At 43.6% G+C, this 26,261-nt stretch carries 21 protein-coding genes; 2 read left to right on the top strand and 19 right to left on the bottom strand.

What is annotated here, in order from left to right:
* Window positions 1-339: 339 nt before the first annotated feature.
* From V7K55_RS26230 to gvpN, 19 genes are all read right to left on the bottom strand, one after another.
* On the bottom strand, window positions 340-798 hold the full coding sequence (locus V7K55_RS26230; RefSeq protein WP_334836093.1) for a GNAT family N-acetyltransferase: 459 nt from the start codon (window positions 796-798) through the stop codon (window positions 340-342).
* A gap of 336 nt (window positions 799-1,134) precedes the next feature.
* Window positions 1,135-2,391 (bottom strand): alpha-L-fucosidase, encoded by a 1,257-nt coding sequence (locus tag V7K55_RS26225; RefSeq protein ID WP_334836091.1) that lies wholly within the window; start codon window positions 2,389-2,391, stop codon window positions 1,135-1,137.
* A gap of 108 nt (window positions 2,392-2,499) precedes the next feature.
* Entirely contained in the window at window positions 2,500-2,691 is a 192-nt protein-coding gene (locus tag V7K55_RS26220) for a hypothetical protein (RefSeq protein ID WP_334836090.1), read from the bottom strand.
* Entirely contained in the window at window positions 2,688-4,925 is a 2,238-nt protein-coding gene (locus V7K55_RS26215; protein WP_334836088.1) for a hypothetical protein, read from the bottom strand. Before V7K55_RS26215 ends, V7K55_RS26220 begins: the two co-directional genes overlap by 4 nt.
* Before the next feature lie 36 nt (window positions 4,926-4,961).
* Window positions 4,962-6,212, bottom strand: a complete 1,251-nt coding sequence (locus V7K55_RS26210; RefSeq protein ID WP_334836086.1) for a GAF domain-containing protein — start codon at window positions 6,210-6,212, stop codon at window positions 4,962-4,964.
* A gap of 29 nt (window positions 6,213-6,241) precedes the next feature.
* A complete protein-coding gene (locus V7K55_RS26205) occupies window positions 6,242-7,270 on the bottom strand; it encodes a chemotaxis protein CheW (RefSeq protein WP_334836084.1) in 1,029 nt (342 codons plus the stop codon).
* A gap of 19 nt (window positions 7,271-7,289) precedes the next feature.
* The gene (locus V7K55_RS26200; protein ID WP_334836082.1) at window positions 7,290-10,430 is read right to left on the bottom strand and encodes a hybrid sensor histidine kinase/response regulator; all 3,141 of its coding nucleotides are present in this window, start codon (window positions 10,428-10,430) and stop codon (window positions 7,290-7,292) included.
* Between the two features lie 15 nt (window positions 10,431-10,445).
* Window positions 10,446-15,692 (bottom strand): GAF domain-containing protein, encoded by a 5,247-nt coding sequence (locus V7K55_RS26195; RefSeq protein ID WP_334836080.1) that lies wholly within the window; start codon window positions 15,690-15,692, stop codon window positions 10,446-10,448.
* Between the two features lie 46 nt (window positions 15,693-15,738).
* On the bottom strand, window positions 15,739-16,272 hold the full coding sequence (locus V7K55_RS26190) for a chemotaxis protein CheW (RefSeq protein ID WP_334836078.1): 534 nt from the start codon (window positions 16,270-16,272) through the stop codon (window positions 15,739-15,741).
* 14 nt (window positions 16,273-16,286) lie between these two features.
* Window positions 16,287-16,649 carry a response regulator transcription factor gene (locus V7K55_RS26185; RefSeq protein WP_334836076.1) on the bottom strand — a complete coding sequence of 121 codons (363 nt, stop codon included), beginning with the start codon at window positions 16,647-16,649 and terminating at the stop codon, window positions 16,287-16,289.
* 119 nt (window positions 16,650-16,768) lie between these two features.
* Window positions 16,769-18,100: a response regulator gene (locus V7K55_RS26180; RefSeq protein WP_334836074.1), complete on the bottom strand. Its 1,332-nt coding sequence runs from the start codon at window positions 18,098-18,100 to the stop codon at window positions 16,769-16,771.
* A gap of 491 nt (window positions 18,101-18,591) precedes the next feature.
* Window positions 18,592-19,290, bottom strand: a complete 699-nt coding sequence (locus tag V7K55_RS26175) for a gas vesicle protein GvpC (RefSeq protein ID WP_334836072.1) — start codon at window positions 19,288-19,290, stop codon at window positions 18,592-18,594.
* A gap of 75 nt (window positions 19,291-19,365) precedes the next feature.
* Window positions 19,366-19,587 (bottom strand): gas vesicle structural protein GvpA, encoded by a 222-nt coding sequence (gene gvpA, locus V7K55_RS26170; RefSeq protein WP_012408764.1) that lies wholly within the window; start codon window positions 19,585-19,587, stop codon window positions 19,366-19,368.
* 232 nt (window positions 19,588-19,819) lie between these two features.
* On the bottom strand, window positions 19,820-20,509 hold the full coding sequence (locus V7K55_RS26165) for a GvpL/GvpF family gas vesicle protein (RefSeq protein WP_334836070.1): 690 nt from the start codon (window positions 20,507-20,509) through the stop codon (window positions 19,820-19,822).
* Window positions 20,510-20,585: 76 nt separating this feature from the next.
* A complete protein-coding gene (locus V7K55_RS26160) occupies window positions 20,586-22,409 on the bottom strand; it encodes an AAA family ATPase (RefSeq protein WP_334836068.1) in 1,824 nt (607 codons plus the stop codon).
* Window positions 22,410-22,485: 76 nt separating this feature from the next.
* A complete protein-coding gene (locus V7K55_RS26155; RefSeq protein ID WP_334836066.1) occupies window positions 22,486-23,235 on the bottom strand; it encodes a GvpL/GvpF family gas vesicle protein in 750 nt (249 codons plus the stop codon).
* 29 nt (window positions 23,236-23,264) lie between these two features.
* A complete protein-coding gene (locus V7K55_RS26150) occupies window positions 23,265-23,699 on the bottom strand; it encodes a gas vesicle protein K (RefSeq protein ID WP_334836065.1) in 435 nt (144 codons plus the stop codon).
* A complete protein-coding gene (locus V7K55_RS26145; RefSeq protein WP_334836063.1) occupies window positions 23,686-24,036 on the bottom strand; it encodes a gas vesicle protein in 351 nt (116 codons plus the stop codon). The genes V7K55_RS26150 and V7K55_RS26145 overlap by 14 nt, the downstream gene beginning before the upstream one ends.
* Window positions 24,033-25,205: a gas vesicle protein GvpN gene (gene gvpN / locus V7K55_RS26140; RefSeq protein ID WP_334836061.1), complete on the bottom strand. Its 1,173-nt coding sequence runs from the start codon at window positions 25,203-25,205 to the stop codon at window positions 24,033-24,035. The genes V7K55_RS26145 and gvpN overlap by 4 nt, the downstream gene beginning before the upstream one ends.
* A 211-nt stretch (window positions 25,206-25,416) precedes the next feature.
* On the opposite strand from gvpN, the gene V7K55_RS26135 reads away from it, so the two are divergent.
* Together V7K55_RS26135 and V7K55_RS26130 are read left to right on the top strand one after the other, a co-directional pair.
* A complete protein-coding gene (locus V7K55_RS26135) occupies window positions 25,417-25,671 on the top strand; it encodes a gas vesicle protein GvpG (protein ID WP_334836059.1) in 255 nt (84 codons plus the stop codon).
* Window positions 25,672-25,845: 174 nt separating this feature from the next.
* A complete protein-coding gene (locus V7K55_RS26130) occupies window positions 25,846-26,178 on the top strand; it encodes a hypothetical protein (RefSeq protein ID WP_334836057.1) in 333 nt (110 codons plus the stop codon).
* The last annotated feature ends 83 nt before the right edge of the window (window positions 26,179-26,261 follow it).

The following is a 26,261-nucleotide window of genomic DNA, read 5'->3' as shown; positions in this document are numbered from 1 at the left end:
AAAACACGTCCTTTAATTCTGTGCTTATTTGAGCATCCTTGGTTACTCGCACTAGGAGGCTTTTCTTACAGTCTGTATCTCACTCATGGCCCAATAGTAACCTTAGTGCGTCACTGGCTTATTAGCCTACAAATATCTCCAGTGATGTTTACAGTGATACAATACATAGTAAGCGTGACACTTTCATTACTATTTGCCTATCTGTTTCACTTACGCTTTGAAAGACCATTTATATCCAGTTTTTCAAAAAAAGTCTGTAAGTAAATCCTGTCTACGCTACTATCCAAAGGACTAAAATTCAATTGTCTAAAAGACTACACTCAAGACGTGACAATCGACTCACGAGCCTAGCTCAACAGTAAGCGTTTGACGACGATCGCGACGTAATGCCATACCAAACTTTGCGTATGTAGCATTGGCAGCCACGTTGTTTGGTGCAACTTCTACGTGCAAAGCGCGAACATCGCCGCGATGGCACTCAGCTAACAGCAGTGAGAGTCCATGACTGGCGACTCCGTAGCGTCGATGCTGCGATCGCACAAACAGGTCATCAATGAATGCGTCCAGACCACCGTATTCCATGCTGAAGCGAATCGTCAGCACGAGATAACCTGCGGGATATCCGTTCTGACGCAATAGCCAAATAGACCCCAGATCGGGACGATCGAGAATCGTTGCAAAGCTCTTGGTTGCCCACTGGGAATCCAACGGATAGTTAGACTCAGCATAGAACTCTGTCATCATTTCAACTAGCAAGGGGATGTCCGAGCGTGATGCGGCACTTGAGGTTTGAGTCATTTTCTCCTTTTGGTATCCAGGTGCCGTGAACTATTCTCATAGTCGTGATGCTTTCGGGTTATCAAGAAATTCTGGCATTTTAGAATTACTCTACCAAACACAGGTGCTATGCTGACATTTACTGCTACTTAATTATTGATTGTACACACGTCATTGTTTACCAGCCATCTATCCCTTAACTCCATTTTTGAGCAAATTGATGCTATGCCTATGCGCCAGCAAGAAATGCAAATTAGAGGCAGAAAGTAACTATAAAATTCAAGCGAGGAAAGTTGCTTTTGGTGCGTAGTTTACCGCCTTTTACATCGCCCTCGCAGTAATGTTAGTTAAGTTATATTAATTACTCTTTGAATCAATATCAATACAAATCACTGTAACGTATTGATTAATTACTGATTCAGGTACATCAATTGTTAATTCTCCTAACGGATTAGAATTGAAGATAGAATCGATAATTGCACAGCGACTTGTATAGGTTAGTGCTGTGCCATCAGCAAGAACAAACACCGATTTTACCAGTTTGATTGGTATACCCCTAACTGATATTGTTTCGTAAGGTTTCATTAATAGGTGTAGATAAATGCGATTACCCTTACGAGTTGAGGGGCCATAAAATTGCCACGGTTCTAATCCTGGGGTTGTATCAAGTATGCTTTCACCGTGGCTCCCCATCCAATCTGCTATATCTTTGAGACGCTCTAACTGCTCAGAAGGGATTTGTCCGTTACCCATTGGACTAATATTGAGCAAGAGATTGCCTCCTTTACCTGCTACTTCGCAAAGGGTATGAATCAATTGACGAGAAGATTTGAAGTTGCGATCGTCTCGGTTATATCCCCAACTTTCATTTATAGTCAGACAGGTTTCCCAAGGATGAGCAGGTGGTTGAGGCGGAATAAACTGCTCAGGAGTTTCAAAGTCTCCACAATTAGGTAGGCGATCGTTGATGAGAATATTAGGTTGTAAATCACGAATCATGTTTGCTAATTTTTGAGCAAGCCATTGCTCTGGAGTGCGTTCCCAACTTCCATCAAACCAAATGATGTCAATTTGACCGTAGTTGGTCAATAATTCGCGTATTTGATTGAACAGAAACTGAATATATCGCTCCCACTGTTGTGGTGTAGGTTGAGGTAACTGGTCAAAGCGATAAGGTTTATCTGCCTCTGTAAAAGCCGGATAGTCAGGATGATGCCAGTCACTGAGAGAAAAATAAAGACCAATCCGCAATCCCGCAGAACGCATCGCTTCGATAAATTCGCGTACAATATCTTTTTTATAAAGTGCGGATGCAATTGAAAAGTCTGATTGTTGCGTATGGAATAGGGCAAAACCATCATGATGCTTGGCTGTTAATATGGCATACTGCATTCCTAAACTTTTTGCCAAATGTGCCCATTCTTGAGGATTGTATTCCTGTGGATTGAAAGTATTAGCTGTGGAGTGATATTTCTCAACTGGGATATCTTTGCAAAAAGGCAGGCTGAATACACCCCCAGCTAACGGCCAAGATAACTCACATCCTTGCTGAGAACTATGTCCCCAATGAATAAACATCCCTAATCTAGCTGTATTAAACCAATTATTTATCATGGTGAAAGTTGGCAATAATTCTGCTTAAGAAAGGATAAATAGCTCTCTTAGCATCTTAGTACATACAGCGCTTCCGGCTATTATGCAATACAGCTTTTCTCCTTTCCCCTATTCTGTCAAGGTTTTCAGTTTTAAGGTGTACCTCATAGCTGCCGGAAGTGCTGTATACAGATTTTGGTTATTATTTGTTAGCTGAGATGAAAATGCGATCGCCTGTGTGCTTGGTTTCAGGTGATGAATCGCCTCCATCAGATTCAAAGAGAAAGCATCAAAAAGAGCGATCGCAGGGATTAGGTTCAAGTTAGAGATTTTGTGAAAAGGCGACCATCCAAAACCAGGCTAAGTTGCCCATTGGCAAGAACGCTAGTTCCTTGGATATAAGCAGCAACTGGAACTGCTTCCCCCAGAGGATGGATCGCAGCGGATTGCTTGCCGATGATGCAATCTACTTCTAAAGCACATCGTTTGTCTAAGTAACGAAATACTAATAACGGCTTATCCTGCTTGAAAGCATTTAGTGTATCTGTAGTGTAAGTGTTAACTGGGGTAGGAAGGTGGTTAGGAAAAATAAGGACATCAGTCAATAAGTAGATAGGGACGAGCATTTCTGTTGTTAGATCCTCATCAGCGCAACCAAGGAAGCTACTGGATTTGCCGGAAGACTGCAAAAATAACATGCGTCCCGCTTGAGTTTGGATAATTTGTTCGGACTGGGATAGATAGATTTGTTCTACAGAATCGGCAATAAATGCATAGACTTTGGAGTTAGCTTGACAGACGATAAGTCGATCGATTTTTTGATCCAGGGGAATTTGGAGCGAGAAGGCTGTACCATGTCCAGCTTTAGACTTCAATACTATTCTTCCCTGAATAGCTGTTAATTGCTTGCAAACTTCAGTTAATTCTACTCCTAACTCTAAGGCAGCACGATCGCATAAAACAGATGAAACCTCTGGTTCAATTACCAGTTCTTGTAAGATATCCCCTGGTTTTGTCAGGGCGAGTCCTTGGGCTAAAGCTTGTTGATAAATTTGAGATAAGTTAAGTCCTGCACCATCATCACAGCCATCAATAATCAGTTGGTTTCCCTGCTGGTAAACTTTAATTTCAATAATACCGATGCTATTTTTACCAAGATGTTGACGTGTTTGGCAAGATTCAATACTTTGCTCTAGCAAATAGCAACTTATATGTAATAGAAGGGCGCGGAGGCGATCGCTAAATCCCCGATCGACTTGGATATCGCTAATTTGTAAATGTAGTGTAGCAGATTTATCTTGTAGAGCTTGTAACTGAGACCAAAGCCGATGCAATGGTTCTAAGGCTACTTTTAAAGGAATAGTTGTAACTGTTTTGACTAAATTGGCAGAACTGTTAAGCAGCTTTTCCTGCTGTATAAGTTCTTGTTTAATCTGATGATGATTGTGATTAAGGGAATGAACAGTTGATGACACTTGAGACGCTTCAGCCAAAACAGATTGAAGAGTACTGTATAATTGCTGAGAGCGAGAAGCAGCTAAAGGAGAAAGGGTATCTGAAATTGCTGCTAAACGTCCTGACCATTCCTGTAGATTATCCAGCAGGTGTTGTAATCGTTTAACTTGTCGGAGCAACTGCCCGATGGTATGTTGCTGTTGTTCTTCCTGATATGCTTGTTGATTATAGGTAGTTAATAATGTTGCAATCAGCGCGTTTAGTTGTTCGAGATGCTTAATATTGATGGGTGTGGCGGCGGGAATACTTGATGCAACAATGGTAGGAATGGATTCTTGCAAAGAGAGGGGATGGTGATGAGGAAAAGATTTAACTAGAGGTGCTTCAGTAGGCTGGGAAAAATCTCCCAACCAAGCATGAGAATCTCCTTCCTCATACTCCTTAAGGTTTGCTAGTTCCTCTACCTTGGCGGGAAGTTGCTCGACATCTACGTGACAAAGGCTGCTAGACTCGGCGGGGCTAGTTTCAGCTATTAGTTCCTCGTCCAGGTTTTCCTTGATAACTTGCTCTGATAGAATCGCAGAAGATTCTACGTTGGTCAAGCGATCGCTAAACTGGATAACTGGTTGATGTTCCTGCGGTTGCTCTATCGATGTATCAAGGTTTGTTTGCTGGGGGATAGCGCTTTGTTGGCGATCGCCAAACTCTGCTTGTAGATGAGCAACAATGGCAGACATCCGTTCCAGAATTTCTACTTCGTCAATTTGCGAGGCTGTTAAAAATGCCATCAACAGCATCTGTAGACAATCCAATCCTTCCGATAACAGGGAGGCGATTGAGGCATTGATAGTTGCCCGATACTGATGCAAAAGCTGAAAAATCTCCCATAATGCAGCCGCAACTATGGCAATGGCATCTAACTCGGCTGCTATGGCAATGGAATGCAAAGAGCGAGCAGCTTCCATGAGAGCCAAAGCTGTACCAGGGTTACTGTCTTTTGTATAGTTAGGCAACTCCTGCTCCAAGAACAGTAACAGATCGATCGCTTCTTCTAGGAAGCGATCGTCGTTCTGCGGTTGGGGGACAAAATCGGTACTCATGAACAACTCTCAGTTTCTATGGGGTTTGTGACAATTCTATGGCTTCGACATTGGTTTGAGGGTACAAGCAGCGATGTCGGCGATCGCTCTAAATTGCTCCTGGATTTGCACGATTGACTCCAACCCCGCACTGATTTGGCGATCGCACGGTTCGATAGTAGAAGCAACATCTGCTGCCGCCACTTGGAGTTCTTGAAACCATTCCTCTATATTTAGCGTGCTTTCGCGGGCTTGACGGGCGAGAATTTCCACCTGTTCGGCAGCAGCTAGCAAACCTTGTTCCTGCTCGCTAGCTTTTGTGGCTTCGATGGCTGTATTCAGAGACAAAACTTGAATTTTGGTACTCAAGCCTTCCACAAGACGAACAAAGCCAGAAGCTTGCTGGCAAAATTCACCAAGGTATTGCAGCTGTTTATTAGTAACAGCAACAGTATCTTGAATACACATTAAATGCTCGTTGGCAAGCTCGGCGATTCTTGCTCCTTCTTGTACAGCTTGGCTCACCTGCTGCAATGGCACTAGTAACTGGGAGCGATCGAAAGATTCAAGCTGTTGAACAGGTGGAGCTACTATTTCAGCCCACTGCAAGTTAATTGTCAACATCATTCCTACTTGTTGCAGCAAACTGCGCTCTGCTTCCTGCCATTGTCGGGGTGCAAGGCAATGATGAATAACTAAAAAACCCCAAAGCTGTTGTTTGACAATCAAGGGTAAACACAGGCTAGCTTGCACCTGAAAGCGTTGCCAAAATTGCTGTTGGCGGGGAGTCAATTCTAATACTTGAGTTAGGTTGTCCTGTAAGTGTTGTCCGTCGCCAACATCGGGTTTAGTAACAAACAAATTTATCGGTAGGGATTGGTTGAGTAGGGATGTCAAACCCGCTTGTGTAGCTTCAGCGATCGCTCGACTACGATTATCTTCCTCAAAACGATAAATCAAAACGCGATCGGCGTTGAGAACATCTCGAAGGGCGGTGACTGTAACCTCCAAAAGTGCAGTTTGACCTTTTGTCTGCTGCATAAGCCGCTCGATGGCCGCAAGTTGTTCTCGCTGGATTTGAAAAGCCCTTTGAACATTTTCATCATTGTCACTGGGCGAATCCTGAGCCAAAGCTTGGATAAAAGCTTCAATTTGACTCACTTTCTGCTGCAATTGAGCGACCTTTGGCCCCTTAGCAGATTGAAAGACTGCTTTGATTAGAGCCACATTAGCCAAAATTTCTTCTATTTGGATTTCATTTTCAACAGGCTGGGTTTCAGAATTAGGATCTAAAGTTGCGATCGTCACAGAAAACTCCTTGGCAGCATCAAGTTAAATCAGTGGGTTTGCCACTGCAAAGTCTGGGCGATGGCTCTGGTGTCTAAAATCCAGCGATCGCCTGGCAGAATACCTCGAACAAAATTTAGCAGTTTGTTTGGGGAAAAGTCGGTTGGTGCTGATTGTGCTTGCGGTAAATCCTGCCACTCTACATCGTAGACATGAGCGACCAAAAATCCGACTACCTGATTTTGCAGTTCAAGAACTAGAACCATCGGCTTTTCTGGTCGTGGCTGCTGTTTCAGAAGCGGCACATAACCAAGCAAATGTTCTAAGTCAACCAGCCGCAGCATCTGTCCTTGCCAATTATAGAAACCTAAAATCCAACTTGGTAAGGCCGGGGCTGGGGAAATTTCTTGGCTAGCGAGATGAATAATGTCCAGTACTGAGTGGAATGGTAATAATCCACTTCCTTGATTCCCCAAGGAAAAGCGCACAAATCTTTGCCGTTGTTCGCATGATACCAACCCAGGAGCCAATGGCTGGGTTGTTCCGGGCAACCCCAACCTATCAGCCAATATCTGGCTCATGCCTAGAAGAAGTACTTTGAGTGGTTCCTCGTTTGGTGCTACAGACAAGACAGCCATGTGGCTAATAAAGTTTAATTCCGCCACTTGCCGATAAGACCACGGCACCGGACGCACAGTTTCCAAAGGAATATCAATTAAAGCAGGGGGCTTGTCCACAGGAATCCCACAAATTTCTCCAGTCCGCGTTTGGGTGAGAAGTAAGAAGCGCCCTGAAGTGTCAACCGCAGAGAGAACTTGGTGCGGCTGTTGGGCTTGTACTTGCGAAATGAACTTCTGGCGTAAATCCACGATCGCGATCGTTTGCGCTCCCAAATCAACCATCCCGATACCACTTTCAACCGTACTGCTAATAATAGGAGGACAAGCAATCACCTTGAGAACTGCACCAACTGGCAGAGCAAATAAATAGTCCGCGATCGCAAAAACAACGATTCGTAGTGAGTCGCGATCGCTCACAGCGCCAGATAATCGCTTAAACGGAAAGGGAGTGTTAAGCATAGCAAAGTTACGGGTGGGGCTAAGGGCTATGAACCAGTTCAGCGATCGTGGCGAGGAAATTCTGTTCTGAATAGGGTTTGGTCAGGTAAGCTTTCGCCCCTAGAGCTAAAGCTAATTGGCGGTGCTTCTGTCCGCTACGAGTAGTCAGCATCACTACAGGAATCCCCGACAAACGCTCGTCTTGGCGATGGTGTTCTAAAAACTCAAATCCATTCATCCTCGGCATTTCAATGTCACAAATCACTAAATCAACATCTCTGTGTTGAATCATTTGCGCGATCGCCTCTCGACCATCGCCTGCTTGCAACACTTGATAACCGGCTTTCTGGAGCGTCTGCACCAAACTTTGCCTTTGTACAACCGAATCTTCTACCACTAACACCGCCGCTCGGCTAGGTTGAGCAACGGCTGTATTGACTTCCATTGGCTGTTGCTGCGGTTGCGTTATAGTTAGCTTGGATTGCTGCACCTCTAGAGCAAGAAAAGGCTCAGGCGCGGGCAATAGTTTAGTTGCAAGACTTGATGCCGAGGAAGTCGGCATCATATCTGTCTCCCAGGTTTTACGAACTAACTCCAACGGGTCAATGGTTAAGGTAAGGCTACCATTTCCCAACACACTGTAGCCTTGGATGTAACTAGGTAAAGTCAGGATGCTGCCAAGGGATTTAATTACTAATTCCTGCTCGACTAAAATCTGATCGACTTGCAAACACAGATATTGATGCTCTGTTTGCAATAGCAGTAGAGGTTCAATGGTGTTCCGTTGTTTGACTGGAAAAGGACTTAGGCTTAAATTGTGGTCTTGGGTGAATAAAGGATATTTGTAATCCACCAAATTGGCAAGTGGGCGAATGAGAACTAGTTGCTGACTTTGCCCTTCTCCCCACTGCCAGAATTTTTGGATGCCTTGTCCGTTTAAAGATTGCTGGACTTGAATCTGCTCTGGCTGCGGTAATAAAACCTGGCTAATTCCTTCAGACAGCAAGGCATAAGTAATGCCTTGAGATTGACAAACGAGCAAACGTGCTGTTGTCAAGCTCAGAGGCAATTGCAGGATGAAGGTGGTTCCCTGTCCTGAAAGCGATCGCACCACAATCGAACCTTGTAAAGCTTTTAATTGAGTGCGAACGACATCTAAGCCTATACCACGGCCAGATAACTCACCAACCTGCTTGGCGGTAGAAAAGCCTGGTTCAAATAATAACTCTGCTAGTTGGTCTTCCGAAGCATAGGCGGCTTGTTCGGGAGTCAGCAGGTGTTTTTCTATAGCTCGCTGGCGAATGCATTCCCAGCTAAAGCCTCGACCATCATCCCGGACTTCAATAGTAGTGCGGTTGCCTTGATGATAGGCTTGAATTGTAATTGTTCCAGTTTCTGGTTTACCCTGCTGCTGCCGGGTTTCTACCGGTTCGATGCCGTGATCGAAGGCATTGCGAATCATGTGCAGCAAGGGATCGTACAACTGCTCAGAAATAGCTTTATCCACTAGCACTTTCGTACCACCAAGCTTGAGTTCAACAGGCTTATGATAAGTTGCTACCATCTGTTGCAGGAGGCGGGGAAATCGATTCAACACTGTTCCTAGTTGAACCATTCTGGCTTGCAGCAAATCTGCCTGCGCTCCTGAAAGCAGTTGCTTGCGCTTTCCAAGACTAAAGCGAGATTGCTGCACTAAGCCATTAACAGCCTCAATCCGTTCTCCTAATTGCACCATGTCTTCTGTAAGATTTTGCAGGAGAATGTGCAACTCGCTATAGTTATCCATTTCTAAGGCATCAAAATTGGATTGTGCCTCGGTAGCAGAGATAACTCGTGGAGATCCATGTATATGTCGCTGCTTGCGTTCGGGAAGCAGCAGATGTCGATCCGACCAAGTAGAAACTTTACTAAGTTGTTGTTGACAGTAAAAAAACTGTACTAGAGTGTCTTGGGCTGCTTTTTGAATGTGGTTAGATTGCAGGTTTTGTTGGTTTTCGTTGATTAGCAATTCCCCAATTGTATGGCTGAGGCGATCAAGCTGTTCTATCGCTACTCGGATACTAGGAAGTGATGCCGATGACTGAGCCTGGAGGCTTGGCGCTGGTGGTGGAGAGGCTGGCCGATCTGAGTCTGAGTATCGGCAGGATGTCTGTGGATCTCCGATCCAGATTGACCGTAAAATCCGATCTATGGCAGAGGGGACTACTACCGCATCCTGAGAAATAGGTGCCAGTACCTCCGGTGCTTTCGCTACGGAGTTATCAGTCCGCTTCGGGAAAAACGACCAAATTGATTCCGCTTCGCTGGCACTGAGGAGGGGGGATGGCTTATTCTCAGTTGTAGTCGTTTGTGTTGGTTGGACAGCGATCGCAACTGGCTGCTCTTGCGGTTCTTGGACAGAAATGGTTATTCCTGCCCATTCTCGCAATTGTGGAGATATCTCTCCCCCTTGAGTGCGATCGCCTTCAAGTACTGCTGCTTGAGCTGCTTTAAAATTTTCTAAAGCTACCTGAGCGATTTGCAATACTTTGTCTGGATGTGCTTTGAGCGCGTTTAGGGCCGCTTGGGCAATTTCTTCCAATCCAGATAAGCCATAAGATGCTGCTAATTCAACAAAAAATTCGGCTTGAGAGTTGAGTGTTGTTTGAATTTGTTGCGGATCTTGGCTTTGGATGTCAGCTTCTAACTGTTGCAAATCCTGGAGTACACTCCCAGAAAAGATTGACTCTACCACATCAAAGCCAAGTTCTTCCGAACTGGGAAGCGGAGCCTCACGACCAAAAAAGTCGCCTAGTTTATGTTGGAGTTGGGCGAAGATTGAGGCAGTTTTATCAAGTATTTCTGCCTCATTGCAGGTTAAGCCCATCAAGGCTGCACTCAATGGAGTTCGTAAGCACTCATAAGCATCTAGAAGCAAAGCACCCAATTCTGGATCGATTTCCAGTTCTGGAGCATATAACGCCTGGAATACATCTTCTAAATGATGGGCAATTGTCTGAATAGTTTCTTGCCCAACACTGGCAGCACTCCCTTTGATAGTATGGGCGCTTCGCATCAAGGCATGAACTTTTTCGATTGTTTTTTCATCAAGTAGACCGATCAGATTCTGCTCAATGGTTTGCAACAACTCTGCCGCTTCCGCAAGAAAAGCCTGCTCTTGATTACTGGGATCGGGGTTCATAAAAGTTTGGGGAGATTAGTCAACTTTGAACTGGCTAACGCTGGTTTCCAGTTGTTGTGAAGTCATCAGTAGTTCCTCAAAAGACTCGGAAATGTGCATGGCACTTTCTGAAGTCTTGCGGGCGATCGCCGAAACATCCATCATCGCTTCTGTCAATATCTGAGATTGCTGACTTTGAGTGGAAACTGTTTGAGTAATTCCTTGTACCAGTCCACCAATGTCGTTGGTGGCTGCCACAATCGCACTGAGGGAATGACGAGTCTCATCGATCAATTTCGAGCCTTGAACAACTTGGGTAATCCCTATTTCCATTGCTTCGGTAACTTCGTTGGTTCCACTTTGAATTTCTTGCACGAGTCGCTCAATTTCTGTGGTAGCACTAGCTGACTGATAAGCCAGGGAACGAACTTCATCTGCAACCACCGCAAAGCCTTTGCCATATTCTCCGGCACGGGTAGCCTCGATCGCAGCATTGAGTGCCAGCAAGTTAGTTTGAGTGGCAAAGTTTTCAATCAAACTCACTACTTTCGAGATTTTCTGAGAAGCTTCACCTAGGCGTTTAATCTTCTTCGCTGTTTCAGACACGGTTTCCCGAATCTCCAAAATGCCCTCTACGGTTTTTTCCATCAGAGAATCGCCAGCTTGGACGGTTCTATTAGCTTCTTGAACCGCTTGCCCTACTCTTTGGGCATCAGCAGCGACTATCTGGGTGGAAGCTACCATCATTTGTAATTGTTCCAGAGCGCGTTCGAGGCGTTCTCCCTGCTGTTGAGCTTGGTCGGATAGTTTTACTACTGAGGTGGTGCTGTTGCTAGAAGTTTCACTCACCCTGCCAGCAGCAATCTGCACTTGTCGGACTAAATCTCGCAAACTTTGGATCGTAGTGTTGTAACCATCGGCGATCGTCCCAATTTCATCTTCAGATAGGGGCGCTCGAACAGTGAGATCGCCACTGAAGGATGGTTCCAAAGCTATGAGAACGCGCATTGCTCCTTGTTGGAGTTTTTCCCGGGCGGTGCGTTCGCGCTCTGCTGCTTCTGCTAGTTGCTGCTCTTGAGTACGCACCTGTGTTAGGTAGTCTGCAAGATTCAGGGCAATACCAATCTGGACGCTGGCTTGGTTGAGAACATCTTCCTCCGATTGCTCCCACTGGCGCGGTGCGCTATTTTGATAAACTCCCATCAACCCCCAGAGCCGATCTTCTTGAAAAATCGGAGCAATCATGTAGGCTTTAGTTCCCCACAGTTCTAACAATTGGATGTGACATTCGTCATGACCAACAATATATATATTGTCAACCCGCAAACTTTCTTTACGGACATAACGCCCTCCTTTGTTGTACTGAAGATAGGTATCTCTAACTTTGGCAAGGCTAGTTCCCACCAACTTAGGCCAATCCCCAGTCACAGACTCAACTACAAATTCTCCAGACCAATCAGGCTCAAAACGGTAAACTCCAACTCGATCTACTTTGAGTAGCTGACGAAGTTCGTGGGTGGCAAACTGAACAAATTCCAGAACATTACCATTACTTTGGGCCATCTCTGTTAACCGACTGGGCAAGCGATAGGAAAATCGGGCGTTTGCTACTTCCCGTTCTGCCAGTTTGATTAATTCCTCATTCTTGCTTAGAGTTTGTTGTAAGTATTGCGATTGCTGGACTGCAACCCCAAACTGCGTGCCGATTTTCGTTACCAAGTTGATTTCATTATCTTGCCAGTGCCGCGGGCCGCTATTTTGGTAAGCTCCTAACAAACCCCAGAGCTTGTTGCCGGCAATAATCGGGGTGATGATATAGGCTCTCATCTGGAATTGCTCTAGAATTTTCAGGTGGCACTGGGCATGACCGGCAGTGTAAATATCATTAATCACAAAGGTCTCGTTGTTGCGATAGCGTCCACCTTGGGTTTGTTGGAGGTGTTCGTCTTCCCATACAGTCCTGATATCGGGGCCAACCAAAGCCACCCATTCCCGACTTACAGATTCGGCAACAAACTCCCCACCCCAATCTGGATTAAAGCGATACACTGCTAGCCGATCGCATTCCAAGTGCGATCGCAATTCTGGTAGGGCATTGCGGAAAATTGTATCTAGCTCTTGAACTTGGCGGATTTTTTCTGACAGCCGTGTTAATGCTCGTTCCCCTTCTGCGGTTCGCGCTAATTCTGCATTCTTCTTCTTCAGCTGTTCGATATACTCAATCTGCTGCAAACCTATACCCATTTGCACGGATAGTTTTCGCAACATTTGTACATCCTTGGCTTTCCATTGGCGAGGGCCAGTATTTTGGTATGCTCCTAAAAAGCCCCAGAGTTTGCTTCCAGTAAAGATCGGAGAGATCGCGTAAGCTTTAGCCTGGATTTTTTCTAATATCTCTACGTAGCACTGAACGTGACCGGCAGTGGAAATATCATCGACAACAAAGGTTTCATGATGGCGATAGCGTCCGCCCTGAGTTTCTTGTAAATGGTCGTCCATCCAAATCGTTTTGATGTCGGAACCAGCTAAAGACAGCCATTGATCTTTTACGGATTCGGCAACAAACTCCACACTCCAGTCGGGATGAAAGCGAAATACTGCTAGGCGATCGCACTGTAGTTGTTCGCGTAAATTTGGCAGTACATTTCGGAAAATTGTGTCTGTATCCTGGGCTTGACGGATTTTGTCCACCATCCCTGTCAGCACCTGTTCCTCTTCTGCTGCCCGCGCCAACTCTAAATTCTTCATCTTCAGCTGTTCAATGTACTCAACTTGCTGTACACTTAACCCCAACTGAATGCCCAATTTGGTCAGTAATCGCACCTCTTCGGAATTCCACTGGCGCGGGCTGCTATTTTGGTAAGCTCCTAACAAACCCCAAAGTTTGTTTCCAGCAAAAATGGGAGCGATGGTGTAAGCTTTAACCTGGAATTGCTCTAGTAGGTCGATATGACACTGGGCATAACCAACAGTATAGATGTCATTGACGGCCAAGGTTTCATTGTTGCGATAGCGCCCTCCTTCGGTTTGCTGTAGGTGTTCGTCTTTCCATACGGTTTTGATATCGGGGCCAACCAGAGGTATCCAGTCACTTCCTACAGATTCACCGATAAATTCACCACTCCAGTCAGCGTTGAAGCGATATATTGCTAGGCGATCGCATTTAAACAACTGCCGCAATTCTGCCAAAGTAGTGCGGTAGATGGTTTCTAGCTGTTGGGATTGACGCATTCTCTCCGCCATTCGGGCCAGTGCGTTTTCTATTTCAGCTACTTGTGTCATTTCTAGATTTTTTTTCCGCAGCTGTTCGACATACTCAGCTTGCTGGAGGGCAATGCTCAACGGTTCGCCAATCTGCAACAAAGCACCGATCTCTTCATCAGTCCATTTCCGAACATCAGAATTCTGATAGGCTACTAACAAACTCCAGAGATTACCAGCGCGGAAGATGGGAACATTAATGTATGCTTTGGCTTGGAACTTCTCTAATGATTCTAAATAGCAGGGTGAAAAACCAGCAGCATAAATATCGTTGACTTTACGAAAGCGCGTTCCTTTGGTGTACACTCCACCCTGGGTTTCCTTCAGATAGGTATCGGCATCAGGTTTAGCAGGAGAGCCATAGTCCTTAATATTGCAACGATCTGTAGATAGCAGACTTGTTTTTAAAATGCCATCTTCTTCCTGCATATCCAACAGTGACGGCCAACCAGCAGCCACAGATTCAGCAATAACTTCTCCACTCCAATCTGGATAAATTTGATAAATGACAACGCGATCGCATTTTAAAAATCGCCGCAACTCTTGGGTTGCAGTGCGGAAAAGAGTCCGAAGATCCATTGCTTGCCCAATCTTTTCAATGATGCCGAAAACAGTACGTTCTCGGTCAACAAGTTTAGCTGACTCCTCAGAGCGTTTATGAAGTTGTTGCTGATATTGCACCTGTTGAATCGCAATACTAGACAGAGATGCAACCTGCACCATCAGTCGAACTTCACTATCTTTCCACTGACGAGGCTGAGAATTTTGATAAGCAGCGAGCAAGCCCCACAACTGCTCTCCCAGGAAGATGGCAACAATAATGTATGCTTTGGCTTGATAGGTTTCTAAAACTTTGATATAGCAGTCAGAAAAACCAGCGCTGTAGATATCATTACTGACTCGATAAATCTGTCCGCGATGGAAATTTTTGCCTTGGGTGTGCTGAATGTAGCTATCTGCACTGGGCGATCGCCCTGTTGTCCCAACCAATCCCCCTTCGTCTGCAAGGTTCCTAACACTACAAGAGTTAACGTTATTGACAATTGCTGGATTGTTTCGCTGTTCTTCTAATAGAGAAACCCACTCAGATCCAACGGATTCAGCGATAAATTCCCCAGTCCAATTTGGCTGGAAACGATAAACTGCCACGCGATCGCATTTTAGTGACTGTCGCACTTCTTGGGTGGCAATGCGAAAGATGGTATCCAAATCTTTAGACTGGAGAATTTTATTCCCTACACCGACCAGAATTTGGTCTTTTTCTACTTCTTGTTGCAACTTAGCCTGAATCACGGCAACTTGCAGTTGCACTTCTAATTCCTGCTCGATCAGTTTTAGTAACCGAATTTCAGCATTTTGCCACTGCCGAGCAGCAGTGCATTGCTGCACTACCAATAAACCCCAAACCCCATCTTTTGCTAAGATTGGCAAACTCACACAAGCTCTAACCTGAAACCGCTCCATGAGTTGCTTTTGGTAAGGAGACAAGTTTGCAGTATAAGTATCTGCGATCGCGACTAATTTTTCTTGTTGATAAGCCTTAGCAGAACCTAAGCCAAAAGTGACGGCGGGCAGTTTTTCCTTCAGCATTGGGGTAAAGCCATCCCTCATCGCCTCCGCAACAACTATCCCCAGCGTCGGATTCGTAAACTCATACAGCACCACGCGATCGGCTTGTAGGGCGCTTTGTACCTCCACGACAACAGTCGCCAGCAAGCTATCTAGATCGGAAAATTGGCGGATTTTGCTAGCGATCGCTTGTACTTGCTCTACCTCTAATCCATCTCCTCCATCCTGATATGACAATACATTTACCAGTTCTTTTAACTTGCGGATTCTGTCTCGCAATGGCCCTGTTTCTACCCAATCAGCTTGATCCAATTCAGTTCGCAATTCTTCTAGAGTGGAAATGACTTGCTGTTGTGTAGGTAAACCAACAGTATGCCCATTACTGGTATCCTTAGAACCGTTGCTGGAAGTTGAGTGTGGTTGGCTGGGTGTAAGATTGTGTTGCATTACCATAATCTTTCTTGCTATTAAGATTGTCGGAGTTAATAACTAAACTTTTTTAAAGAGACTGAAGGGCTTGAATCACAACATGGGTGTCAAGTAACATCAAAGGGCTACCTTGAGAATCTACAAAGTAACCCTGCAAGAACGAGCTTAGTCGGCCGGGCAACATCGATGCCGAAATCGCTAATCGCTCTTGAGGGTCATAAACTTCAATGGTGTTGACTTGCTCCACCAACAGCCCGACAGTTTGATTCTGGACTTGAACCAGCATCGCCATGCCAGAGTTGCGTACATTTTCCCGCCGACACCAGTGTGTTGCTCCCAGTAAATTTGCTAAATCAATAATCCAGATAGCTTCTCCCCGCCAATTCATGATGCCTAACAAGAATTCTGCTACCTGTGGTACTGGTAAAATCTCTGTGAGTGCAACGTGAATTACTCCCCGCAAATCACCTAGTGGGAGTAACCCATTCACCTTTGCATTCAACGGAAATCTTAAAAACCTCTGGTTGTTTCCTTGGGCAGAGCTTTCAAGTCGAAATTGGCTATTAATGGGTAGCGAAGAAAAGCTATCGTTGACCTGTACCATTGCCCCAGTTTCCTTTAGCGAATAAATTTATTAACAGTCTGGAGCAAGGTATTTTCATCTACAGGTTTGACTAAATAGGCATCGGCACCACTCATCGTTCCCCAAGTTTTATCAACATCTGTGTTTTTAGTTGAGCAAATCACTACCGGGATTGCTTTTGTTATAGGATCGGCTTTCAACTTGCGGCAGAACTCAAATCCACTTTGTCCGGGCAAAATCAAATCGAGTAAGATCAAGTCAGGTTTTTGTTGTTTTAACCTGAGTTGAGCCTCTTCACCACTGCGAACTTCATAAACTGAATATCCTCCTTGCTCCAGGTAACGTGTCATCTTTTCGGATTCTGTGAGGCTATCTTCAACTAAAAGAACTTTTTTCATTTTTATTTCCTAGCTATTTAATTCAGAACTTGAAAAATGATTGCGACAAATGAATTAACATCCAAAATATGTTTTGAAAATGGGTGTAGGGGAGCCACTGTCATGAATGTCGCTTCAACCTAAACCTTTAAATACTTGTGAAGCACATTGATTACTTTGTCTGGTTCTACGGGTTTACCTAAAAATTCAGTTGCCCCTACTAATTTTGCTCGCATCCGATCTACTATTCCATCTTTCCCCGTTAAGATGACAACCGGCACATTTTTAAGACTTGGAGTTTTTCGGATTTGAGAACAAATTTCATAGCCATTTACTTTTGGCATCAAAAGATCCAAAAAAATGAAGTCGGGCTTGCTTTTAATTAGCTTTAAAATTGCCGTCAAGGAGTCTTGAATGCCAATAAAACGATAACCCTGATGGGTCATAATTTCCTCCAAACTACGACAGATCGTTGGACTATCATCCACACAGGCTACTAAAGGTCTTGAGACATCAATAATTACTTTGTTAGCTGCTGGAGGCCCAACTTGTATAAAAGTGTTCTCTTCTGTCTTTAGTGAAGAATTGGAATTATTAACTGCACTGGGCGGACTGATAATTTCTTTGCTAGTCGCTGGGGGAGCAACTTTGTTAAAATTGGGCCCAACTTGTATAAAAGTGTTCTCTTCTGTCTTTAGTGAAGAATTAGAATTATTAACTGTACTGGATGGGTTGCCAGTTTCTTTACTAATCTCAACTTTCCTGGGGCTGGGGATGGGTGAAAAAGCGATCGCTCCTGCTTTTACCGATGGCATCAATAACCGGGTCAAAACTGAGGCATCCCGACCGATTTTTTGCCCTAGACCTCGTAAAGTTTTTGTTCCATCAACTAGAGAAATAATCTGTTTAGAGGATGCTTGTCCTTGCAGTAGCTCAACTTGTTGAATGACAGGAAATAAATTAGGCGAGTAACTAGCCAGTCCTGCATCTCGCCATTGTTGCCAAGCTTGTGTAGCCTTTTTCAAGACTTCCTCAGTTGGTATTACAGCTAGGAGAAACCCAGGAACTTCACCAACAACGGTAGTATGTGACAACTGACCTGCTGGATTGTCGCCATTTCTTTTGGCTTCAATGTACTGGATTATATCAAACAGGACTTCAGCTATTGAGCTTGTAATCAGGCTAACAAGTTGTTGTTGTTCGATTAATTTTTGTTCTCGCAACTTAGTAAGAATGAAATACTCGCGATAATTTTCCTGGGGAGAGACAAGCCGCTCCAAGTGTGTCACATCCACATTAGAACAGTACTGCGACAAGTGTCGTCGCCATCGCTCATTAGCATTAGAACCGCCAGCTTGCCAAATTAATCGTCCTAAACGAAAATATAGCGTCCAAGTCGGCCCATCCCTTGCTTCAAGATTCAGCCTGCCTGTGAATAATTTAGTTTGAAGTTGCTCGATCAATTGATTCACAATGGATCGCACCTCCTTATATATCTTGAGTTTTGCATTTACATTAGAAGTCCTTAAACAATCCAGCTTATTAACCTCATCGTGCGATCGCCAATAGCACAGTTCAAAACCTCGATTGAGCTAACCCAGCTTGTTATATACCTTTCCAATCTGGGCATTTTTAAAGTTAAAATTCGGAAGCTTGAACAAAGATTTAAGCTCTTTTTCTAATTATTAATAGGTTAACTATATTACTTTTGCCATGTTACATTTACTGAGCAAATTGCTGATATAGATGTAGTTGCAATACAGACCTTAAGGGATTTCCAAGGAATAAATTATCCCAGAAAACGAACCGCAGAGACGCAGAGAACACAGAGAGAGGAGAGATTAAAGGGATTTTTGTGTCAGTTTTGGAATATTTTTTTATTTGGAAGTCCCTAAAAAGATGGAAATGTTGAATACTACAAAGCATAGACCAGCTTTAATGCTTATCGATTGTGTACTATGTGTCAAGAAATTGCTTGTTGCCGAATAAAGTATTGGCGATCGCGTTGTTCTAGTACCCCTTGCTTGATCAAGGAGCGCAGGATATCTATCGTTTGCACCCGGCTTAAGCCTATCACCTCTTCAATTTCTATCAGAGTAGCTCCTTCAGCTTGCTGAATATATTGCTGCACTTTAGATTTAAGAGTATCTGCATTCGAGGCAGACACTTTCTTAGTGATGGTATTAGCAGAAGGACGAAAACCAGTGGCTTTAATTACAGAACGGGAGATTGACCATTTTTGAACTGTAGCAACTAATTTCTCTTCTTGAGCAGGAGTCAGGTAAACTGCTTGTTCATGACTGTAATTGCCCCAAACACTGTTATGTAAGGTTGCCCGAAAATTTTGCAAATCTTGGAATAATGCCTGAGCTTTTGCTGCCCTCTGTTGGCGGTATTCTTGCTGGCGTTGCGAGACATCTGTTTTTATTTGCAATATTTCCAATTGCCGCTCTACAATCTCTTGCTGAAATTGCTGCTGTTGTAAGTTTCTATTGTTGTGAAGGCTGGTAACAAAACTGCTCAACTCTTGATGAAGCAAATCTGCTTGCATCTGAAATTCTTGTTGAGTTAGCTGTTTCCACTGGTTAACTTGTTGACGGCGTTCAGCAGTTATTTGCAATCGCTGCGATCGCTCTTGTTCCCACAAATTCTTGAGAGCCATCAGATGAAATCTCCTATTTTGTTAACTAGAAACATTAAATGGGAGCCATGAAGACTCCCTTTTTATAATGTGCTATTAAGCAGCAGATGGAACAGCAGCCTGAGATGTTAAACCAACTGCCTCGGCATATCTTAAGTAAGTTTCAACTGAAGCAATTACAATCCGAGCTTCGATTGATAGCAGTTCAATCCCAACTAAAGAAACACGTACCCAAGCATCAATTACAATTCCTTTGTCCAAAATCCGGTCAATAACTTCAGCTAGACTAGAAGATGAATTAACTTTTTCAACAGCCATTTTATTTTACTCTCACAACTCTGATTATTGGTTTCATCTTGCTCTCATTGAGCAATAGGTAAAACTTACACAATGTGTTTTATTCTTCCTAAATTTAGGATTCCCAAAAATATCAGAGAAATAGCAAAAAATAAAAAAAACCTGAAAAGTTAACAATGTTTTTTAAAGTTAAATAAAAAATCAGATCGTCCTTATTGTTTCTTGGAAGAATTTAAATATTATTTTCATGAATTTACATGAGAGTATTTTTAAGAAAATGATAAGGCGGTAGAGGTTCGCTCAGTGCCAATTCCCAGTGTGAGCATTGTACCTGCCAGAGGGAAAGCTCCTGCGTACTGAGCGTTGAATCGTTACGTTGTGCCAAAAAGTGGATTTGCCGCACATCTGGCTGTCGAGTTTCACAGATAACATTTGTATATGTTTTGAGAATTAACTGGTTCAAGAGTTCCCACTGTTCGCATTGTTGTGCTTCAAATGCTTGCTGTGCTTGATACCGTTGTTTTTTAGCTAATAAATAGGCTTTCCCCTTAGCATCAATAGTGTCAGAATCGTCAAGTAAATAACTGGGTGTCAATTTTAAACTGTACTCAACTTTGTCTGCTAGCTGAGTTAGGGCTTCTAGATATTGCTCTTGGTGCTTTTCTAAATGATTCAGCAGTTTTTCTACAGAGCTAAAACCGTTCCCAAAGCGTAGGGGAAGAAGGGGAGTTTGTTGAAAAAGTTCTCGAACCACGCGATCGTGGATTAATACAGCTTGAAGTAAACGCTCATCCGTTGCTTGTATTCCCTCCAGTGAGATTTCCGACTCTACGATCGCAGCTAAACCAGAAGAGTAAACGAGTTCGGTATTTTTTTCCATCCCTAAAGGCAGAATAAGCCCGGATGCAGTCGGTACTAAAAGAGCATAGGCGTATATTGACATAAACTTGGGTTATTAATTAAGTCTGTATAAATACTGAACTTTATCGTATTATAATTCCTCATAATACGATGAACCACTATTGAGATTGGCGCTGATTAGCAAGCATTTGGTATGTAGCTTGGAAATCATCATTTGTAATCTGAATCAGGCTGGAGTCGCTCAATCCTTGGGCGCGGTATCGACGAATTGCGCTTAAAGCAGCTTGATTGCTCAACAAAGCCAAGTCTGCGCCATTCCAACCCTCGGTAGCTGTCGCCCAGGTTTCTAAATCGACATCAGCCAGGGGACGATCTAGATTGTGAACTCGTAAAATCGCTAATCGGCTGGCTGGATCTGGTAGATCGATTTTGATTTGTAAGTCTAATCTTCCGGCTCTGAGCAAGGCAGGATCGATCGCTTCTGGACGATTAGTTGCTCCTACTAACAGTACTTTAGGGCATTCATGCAACCCATCCAGTTCGGTGAGCAGTTGACCGACAACGCGATCGCTAACTCCAGAATCACCAGTGAATCGTCCCCGTGTTGGTGCTAAGGTATCAATTTCATCTATAAACACAACGCAAGGCGCTGCTTGCCGAGCTTTGCGAAAGAGTTCTCTAACTGCTTGTTCTGCGGCTCCTACCCACCGGCTGAGTAATTCCGGGCCATTCACAGCAATAAAGTTGGCTCTAGCCTGAGAAGCGATCGCTTTTGCAAGTAAGGTTTTTCCCGTTCCCGGCGGCCCCCACAACAGAATTCCACGGGGAGGCTTGGCTTTGGTTTGCTCGTATAGTTCGGGATAAAGGAGTGCGCCCTCTACAGATTCTTGAAGTTTTTGTTTAACATCATCCAAACCACCAATGTCATCCCAACTTACACTCGGTGTTTCAATTGCTACAGACCTGAGAACTGAGGGTTTTATCTCCTTAATTGCTTCAAGAAAATCCTGCTGCATAACAGTCATATTCTCAGGAATGGGACTGTTGAGCGAGGGAACTTGACGACGAAGGGCAATGTAGGCTGCTTTTTGACAAAGAGCTTTGATATCAGCACCGACAAAACCGACGGCTAAATCAGCGATCGCTCCTAAATTAACCGAAGTATCCAAGGGCATAGCACTTGTCAAAATCGTCAGTATTTCTAATCGTCCATCGCGATCGGGAACCCGAAACTGAACTTCGCGATCGAAGCGTCCCGGACGACGCAGCGCTGGATCGAGATAATCGGGACGATTTGTTGCCGCTAATACGAGTACGCCCTCGGTTTTAGCAAACCCATCCATTAACCCAAGCAACTGCGCCACTAGTCTTTTTTCAACTTCACCTTCCACTTGGCTGCGATCTGGGGCAAGGCTATCAATTTCATCAATAAATATTAGGCAGGGAGCAGAACGAGTTGCTTTCTCAAAAATACTTCGTAAACGAGCTTCCGCTTCCCCATAATACTTGCTCATCACCTCTGGGCCATTGATGGCAATGTAGTTTAACTCTAACTCTTCTGCCAAAACACGGGCTGTTAAAGTTTTTCCCGTACCGGGCGGGCCAACTAGCAAAACCCCACGCGGAGGCTCTAACCCTAATTTGGCTAATAAATCTGGACGTTTAAGGGGAATTTCAACTAACTCTCTAATTTCCTTGAGAACATCACCCAAGCCGCCGACACCTTGCCAAGAAGCTTTTGAGTTCTTGTTAGCTGATGGGGTGGTGACATCAGCATCATCCATTGGTGTAGCTGCATCGGTGGAATTGGATCTGACTCGGTTGGAATTACTTTTTCTCGGAATATTGCCTTGCCGGGGAATACTACTAAGATTATGAGAGCGAATTTCAATAGAAGTTTTTAACTCGCCTTTCTCTACTTTTTCTTCTAAAGCTTTGGCAATTTCTAATAGCTGTTCAAATCCTTTAAATATGTCGTTCATTGATTTTACTTAAATAAAAGAAAAATAATTTTTTATTTTCAATTTTTATTGCTGTTTAACAGTAAAAAAAATTAATTCATTTGGAAATCAATAATCGAAGACGAGCAAAGTTAAAAGGGGCAGTGAAATTGTTGTAGCGAATTCGCAAACGCTCTTCAAATTGACGATCTAGCGCTTCAACATATTCGCTAAATTGTGATTCTGCTTCCCAAGGAATTAGGTAGGCTGCATTGTAAATCATTGTCTCCACTTGGGGAGGATTTTCCACCATATCGACAGCAATGGAGTTGAGCGTGCCTTGAAATACATCAATGATGTCTTGCTTGCGATCGCTCATTCCCCGTTCGATGGTTTGCCCTATTTGGATCGCTTGCTCCATACTCAAGGGTTGACCCACTAGCTTATCCCTTTGAGTTTTGAGATTTGGATGTTCTGCTAACAATCCCTGAATTTCTGCCTCAGTATCCCAAAAAACTTTGACACTAACTTCTCGGCAACCCGATAACTTCGCAAGCAATTGCGTCAATTCTTCTTGATGAGGACGAATTAATTGCTCTGCAACCGTTTCCCAGCTGGAAATCAAAAGTCCAAATTGCATGGGTAATAAATTGCGATCGCCCGCTTCCATGATGTCCTCAAGGACTTTCTCATGACTTAGCAGGTTACGACGGCTTGCCAAATAACGCTCTTGCTGTGCTTCAGAGTAGATGACTGCAAAACCATCCAAAATTTTAATTTGTACAGGTTGCCGATCTATGCCCTCTAAATTTAAATTTTGGGGAGCAGGTAAGGTCAAAATTCCATAAATGTAAAAGCCATAACTCATAAGAATGTCTCACCAAAAAGAATAAAAAGTTACAGGGGTTTAGAAGTGAGTACTAATCTTAACTTGGCATGAACTAAGCTTAACTGAGCCAGTCCTAAGTCCAAGTCACCTTCAACCACAACACCCGTATTTAATAGGCGATCGAGGAGTTCTAGAATAGAGGGTTGACTAGAGGTTTCACCGGGGTAGTATCCTCCAGATTGGGGAAGTAAATTTCCCATTTCACCCAAGTTAATATTTAGATCGGCTGGGTCAATATCAAATATTTCGCAAAGCTGAACAACCTGCTGTTCAAGCTTTTGCAGACTTTCGGCAGCTCGATCTAACTCAGAGTCGCTGAGGTTGCCAGCATCCATTCGCCGAATCACCTGAGCTTCCATGAGTTGGCGTAGCAGCTCAACAACCGTCAGTAACAACGGCGCTAAACCTGAATCGGAACCTTTTGATTTGCTAATCGCCTGCATTCTGATTATTAATAGGATTAAGTACTTTGAGCGATCGCAGTTCTGTTTCTAGACTGGCAAGACGCTCTTGAAGTTGTTGATTAGTTGCTAATAAGGTGCGAGTTTGACTATTAAGATAGGGGTCGCTCTCCCACCAGTTAATTCCAATCTCTTTGGCTTTATCAACAGAAGAAATCAACAAACGAATTCGGATGTTGAGCAGTTCTGTGGAGCCTACGGAAATAGAAATATCTCCTGCGATAACAATGCCTTTATCGAGAACCCGTTCTAGAATATCTGCCAAGGTAGAACCTTGAGTTGATGTGGTGATAGCTCCCCGATTAGTATTAGTACTCATTTGTTTATTAAATGACCAGAATCAAAAGCAACTGTTTGTAATACGTTCGGCGACTCGGCATTGCCCTGCATTTGGACTAATACTCCCTGCTCCCTGAGAGACTTGAGTGCAGCCACAATTTGACTGCGATCGATCCCTAGTTCTACTGCCAATTCAGAGAAACGCCTTCCTGGAGAATTACACAGGTAGCTGTAGACTTCATGCTCGTAAGGTACTCGTTGTTCCAATACAATCTGATTTTGGTTGTTTGGTATTATCTCTGACGGCTGAGATTGAGTATTTATACTACGATACGATTCACTTAAAACCTCTTCCAGTAGCCGAGTTGCTTCTATCAGAGGTTGATTTGTGCGAGAAAGCAGGATATCGGCACAAATATCTTGGAAGTAAGAATCTCCGAAATTGATGGAAATTTCGTGTTCGTGGCAGATTTTGGCAATCATCAGACAGGAACGCAATCCACCGCCCATCCCAGAGCCAGATCGACTCCAAAACGTCCGTACTAAGCGAACAATTACTTCTGCTTTCTCAGAATCTATACCTGTTTTATGAACCACAATTTCCTGCTGACTCAGTTCATCAGGTGTAGGCATATCGATGGTAATAACACGATCCATCAAAGCATCCTGAGTTGCATGAACTCCACAATACTCTTGAGGATTTGATGTTAAAATTGCCCGAAACTTAGGATGAACCCGGATATACTCGGCTCGATGTTGGTTTGTTGGTAATACCAACAACCTCTCCTCAAGTACGGAGAGTAAAACATTATTTACCTCTGGGTGCGATCGATTGAATTCGTCGTAAACCAGCGTAAATCCTTCTTTACAAGCTAGAGTTAATCGGGCATCAACCCAGTGTTGTCGAAGTTCATCCTCAACTTTGATAACGCTGTGGATGAAGTTATCAACAACCTTTTTGCGGGTATAACCTAATTGATTACCAATCAAGTCTGAGGTTTTAAACTCATCATCTCCAAATAAGAGGATGATCGGCTGGTTGAGTAAATCAGCTAGATGCATTGCCAGAGTGGTTTTTCCGACTCCAGCCGCACCACGCAAATGTATTGAAAAACCTGATTGTAGATAGCGCAAAGCACGTTGAGCGATGCGTTGAACAGCAGGGGTATTGACAAATCGTTGGGGAGATGCATTTAATACTGTTGTCAAGCTCTAAGTACCTCGTCAGTAATAATCTTATGTAAAAGTAACTTTTTGCACATCGGAAATATAAAATACAGATGTCAATAAGCCTCAACTGAACTCAAATCCATCACATTTTGGCATCAACATAAGACTAAGTAATGTTTTATATAATGTCATCAGCAAGATTACGGTCTTGTGAGACAGTTTTAACAAATCTACACAAGTGTAAATTAATATGGTTTTGCGCTTCTTACTATTACCGATTACTGGCCCATTAATGGGGGTAACGTGGCTTGGGGAAAAAATTTTAGAACAGGCCAATACTGAAATTGATGATAAAGAAAATCTCAGCAAGCAGCTTCTTACACTCCAACTTGCTTTTGATATGGGAGAACTTTCTGAAGAAGAGTTTGAAATTCAGGAAGAAGCTCTTTTATTAGCGATTCTGGAAGCAGAAGAGCAGGAACGCAATCAGACACAAGAGGATTGAAATTCTTTCCTATCTTGTGTGATTTATTGCTTTAACTAACGTGAGTCTCCAACGGAGGCGCACGTTAATTTTAAAAATTTGGTTTACTCATTGTTGTTACTGCACCTCACCAGACTAGAAAATGCTATATTGCACTTCCCTAGTTTGGTAACAGAACATTAAACTCACATAACTATGACAAGGATCGAATTAAAAAATCATCAAGTTTGGCAAGATTTAACTGAAATATTACAAAGTTTAGATGCTAATCTTCTTGTTCAAGAACATCTTGACCAGTGTGATTATAAAGTGTGTGGCTATTGGGATGAACAGGATAAATATTATGAGAAAATTACGTTACCTCGTACCCTAGAAGCCGAATTAGTTAGCAGTTCAATAGGCGTTACTCACAAAGAACGTTTTTTACAACTAAAGTTTTTGCTCATAGCTGATGCTGTTAAGAATACGAAAACTGCAAGTAGCAATGCTCAAAAACTTGGTGAATTGATTCTTGTTTCAATACCTTAGCCAAAATAAGAGGATGAGGAGAGAGGGCCGATGTAGTAGAGTTATTGTCTCTCACAACGACAACTCAAAAACCACAATCAGCC

Origin of the sequence: Nostoc sp. (assembly GCF_036919895.1) — a bacterium.
In the GTDB taxonomy this organism is placed as follows: Bacteria; Cyanobacteriota; Cyanobacteriia; order Cyanobacteriales; family Nostocaceae; genus Nostoc.
The sequence above is the reverse complement of the archived record's forward strand: the minus strand, read 5'-3'. Positions and strand labels throughout refer to the sequence as shown.

Excerpts from the sequence above, each read along its gene's own strand:
- V7K55_RS26215 (WP_334836088.1), bottom strand. The coding sequence starts at position 4,925 with ATGAGTACCGATTTTGTCCCCCAACCGCAGAACGACGATCGCTTCCTA.
- V7K55_RS26150 (WP_334836065.1), bottom strand. The coding sequence starts at position 23,699 with ATGCAGGCGATTAGCAAATCAAAAGGTTCCGATTCAGGTTTAGCGCCG.
- V7K55_RS26195 (WP_334836080.1), bottom strand. The coding sequence starts at position 15,692 with ATGGTAATGCAACACAATCTTACACCCAGCCAACCACACTCAACTTCC.
- gvpA (WP_012408764.1), bottom strand. The coding sequence starts at position 19,587 with ATGGCTGTTGAAAAAGTTAATTCATCTTCTAGTCTAGCTGAAGTTATT.
- V7K55_RS26135 (WP_334836059.1), top strand. The coding sequence starts at position 25,417 with ATGGTTTTGCGCTTCTTACTATTACCGATTACTGGCCCATTAATGGGG.
- V7K55_RS26205 (WP_334836084.1), bottom strand. The coding sequence starts at position 7,270 with ATGCTTAACACTCCCTTTCCGTTTAAGCGATTATCTGGCGCTGTGAGC.
- V7K55_RS26145 (WP_334836063.1), bottom strand. The coding sequence starts at position 24,036 with ATGAGTACTAATACTAATCGGGGAGCTATCACCACATCAACTCAAGGT.
- V7K55_RS26130 (WP_334836057.1), top strand. The coding sequence starts at position 25,846 with ATGACAAGGATCGAATTAAAAAATCATCAAGTTTGGCAAGATTTAACT.
- V7K55_RS26165 (WP_334836070.1), bottom strand. The coding sequence starts at position 20,509 with ATGTCAATATACGCCTATGCTCTTTTAGTACCGACTGCATCCGGGCTT.
- V7K55_RS26200 (WP_334836082.1), bottom strand. The coding sequence starts at position 10,430 with ATGAACCCCGATCCCAGTAATCAAGAGCAGGCTTTTCTTGCGGAAGCG.
- V7K55_RS26160 (WP_334836068.1), bottom strand. The coding sequence starts at position 22,409 with ATGAACGACATATTTAAAGGATTTGAACAGCTATTAGAAATTGCCAAA.
- V7K55_RS26225 (WP_334836091.1), bottom strand. The coding sequence starts at position 2,391 with ATGATAAATAATTGGTTTAATACAGCTAGATTAGGGATGTTTATTCAT.
- V7K55_RS26175 (WP_334836072.1), bottom strand. The coding sequence starts at position 19,290 with ATGGCTCTCAAGAATTTGTGGGAACAAGAGCGATCGCAGCGATTGCAA.
- V7K55_RS26185 (WP_334836076.1), bottom strand. The coding sequence starts at position 16,649 with ATGAAAAAAGTTCTTTTAGTTGAAGATAGCCTCACAGAATCCGAAAAG.
- V7K55_RS26230 (WP_334836093.1), bottom strand. The coding sequence starts at position 798 with ATGACTCAAACCTCAAGTGCCGCATCACGCTCGGACATCCCCTTGCTA.
- V7K55_RS26190 (WP_334836078.1), bottom strand. The coding sequence starts at position 16,272 with ATGGTACAGGTCAACGATAGCTTTTCTTCGCTACCCATTAATAGCCAA.
- V7K55_RS26155 (WP_334836066.1), bottom strand. The coding sequence starts at position 23,235 with ATGAGTTATGGCTTTTACATTTATGGAATTTTGACCTTACCTGCTCCC.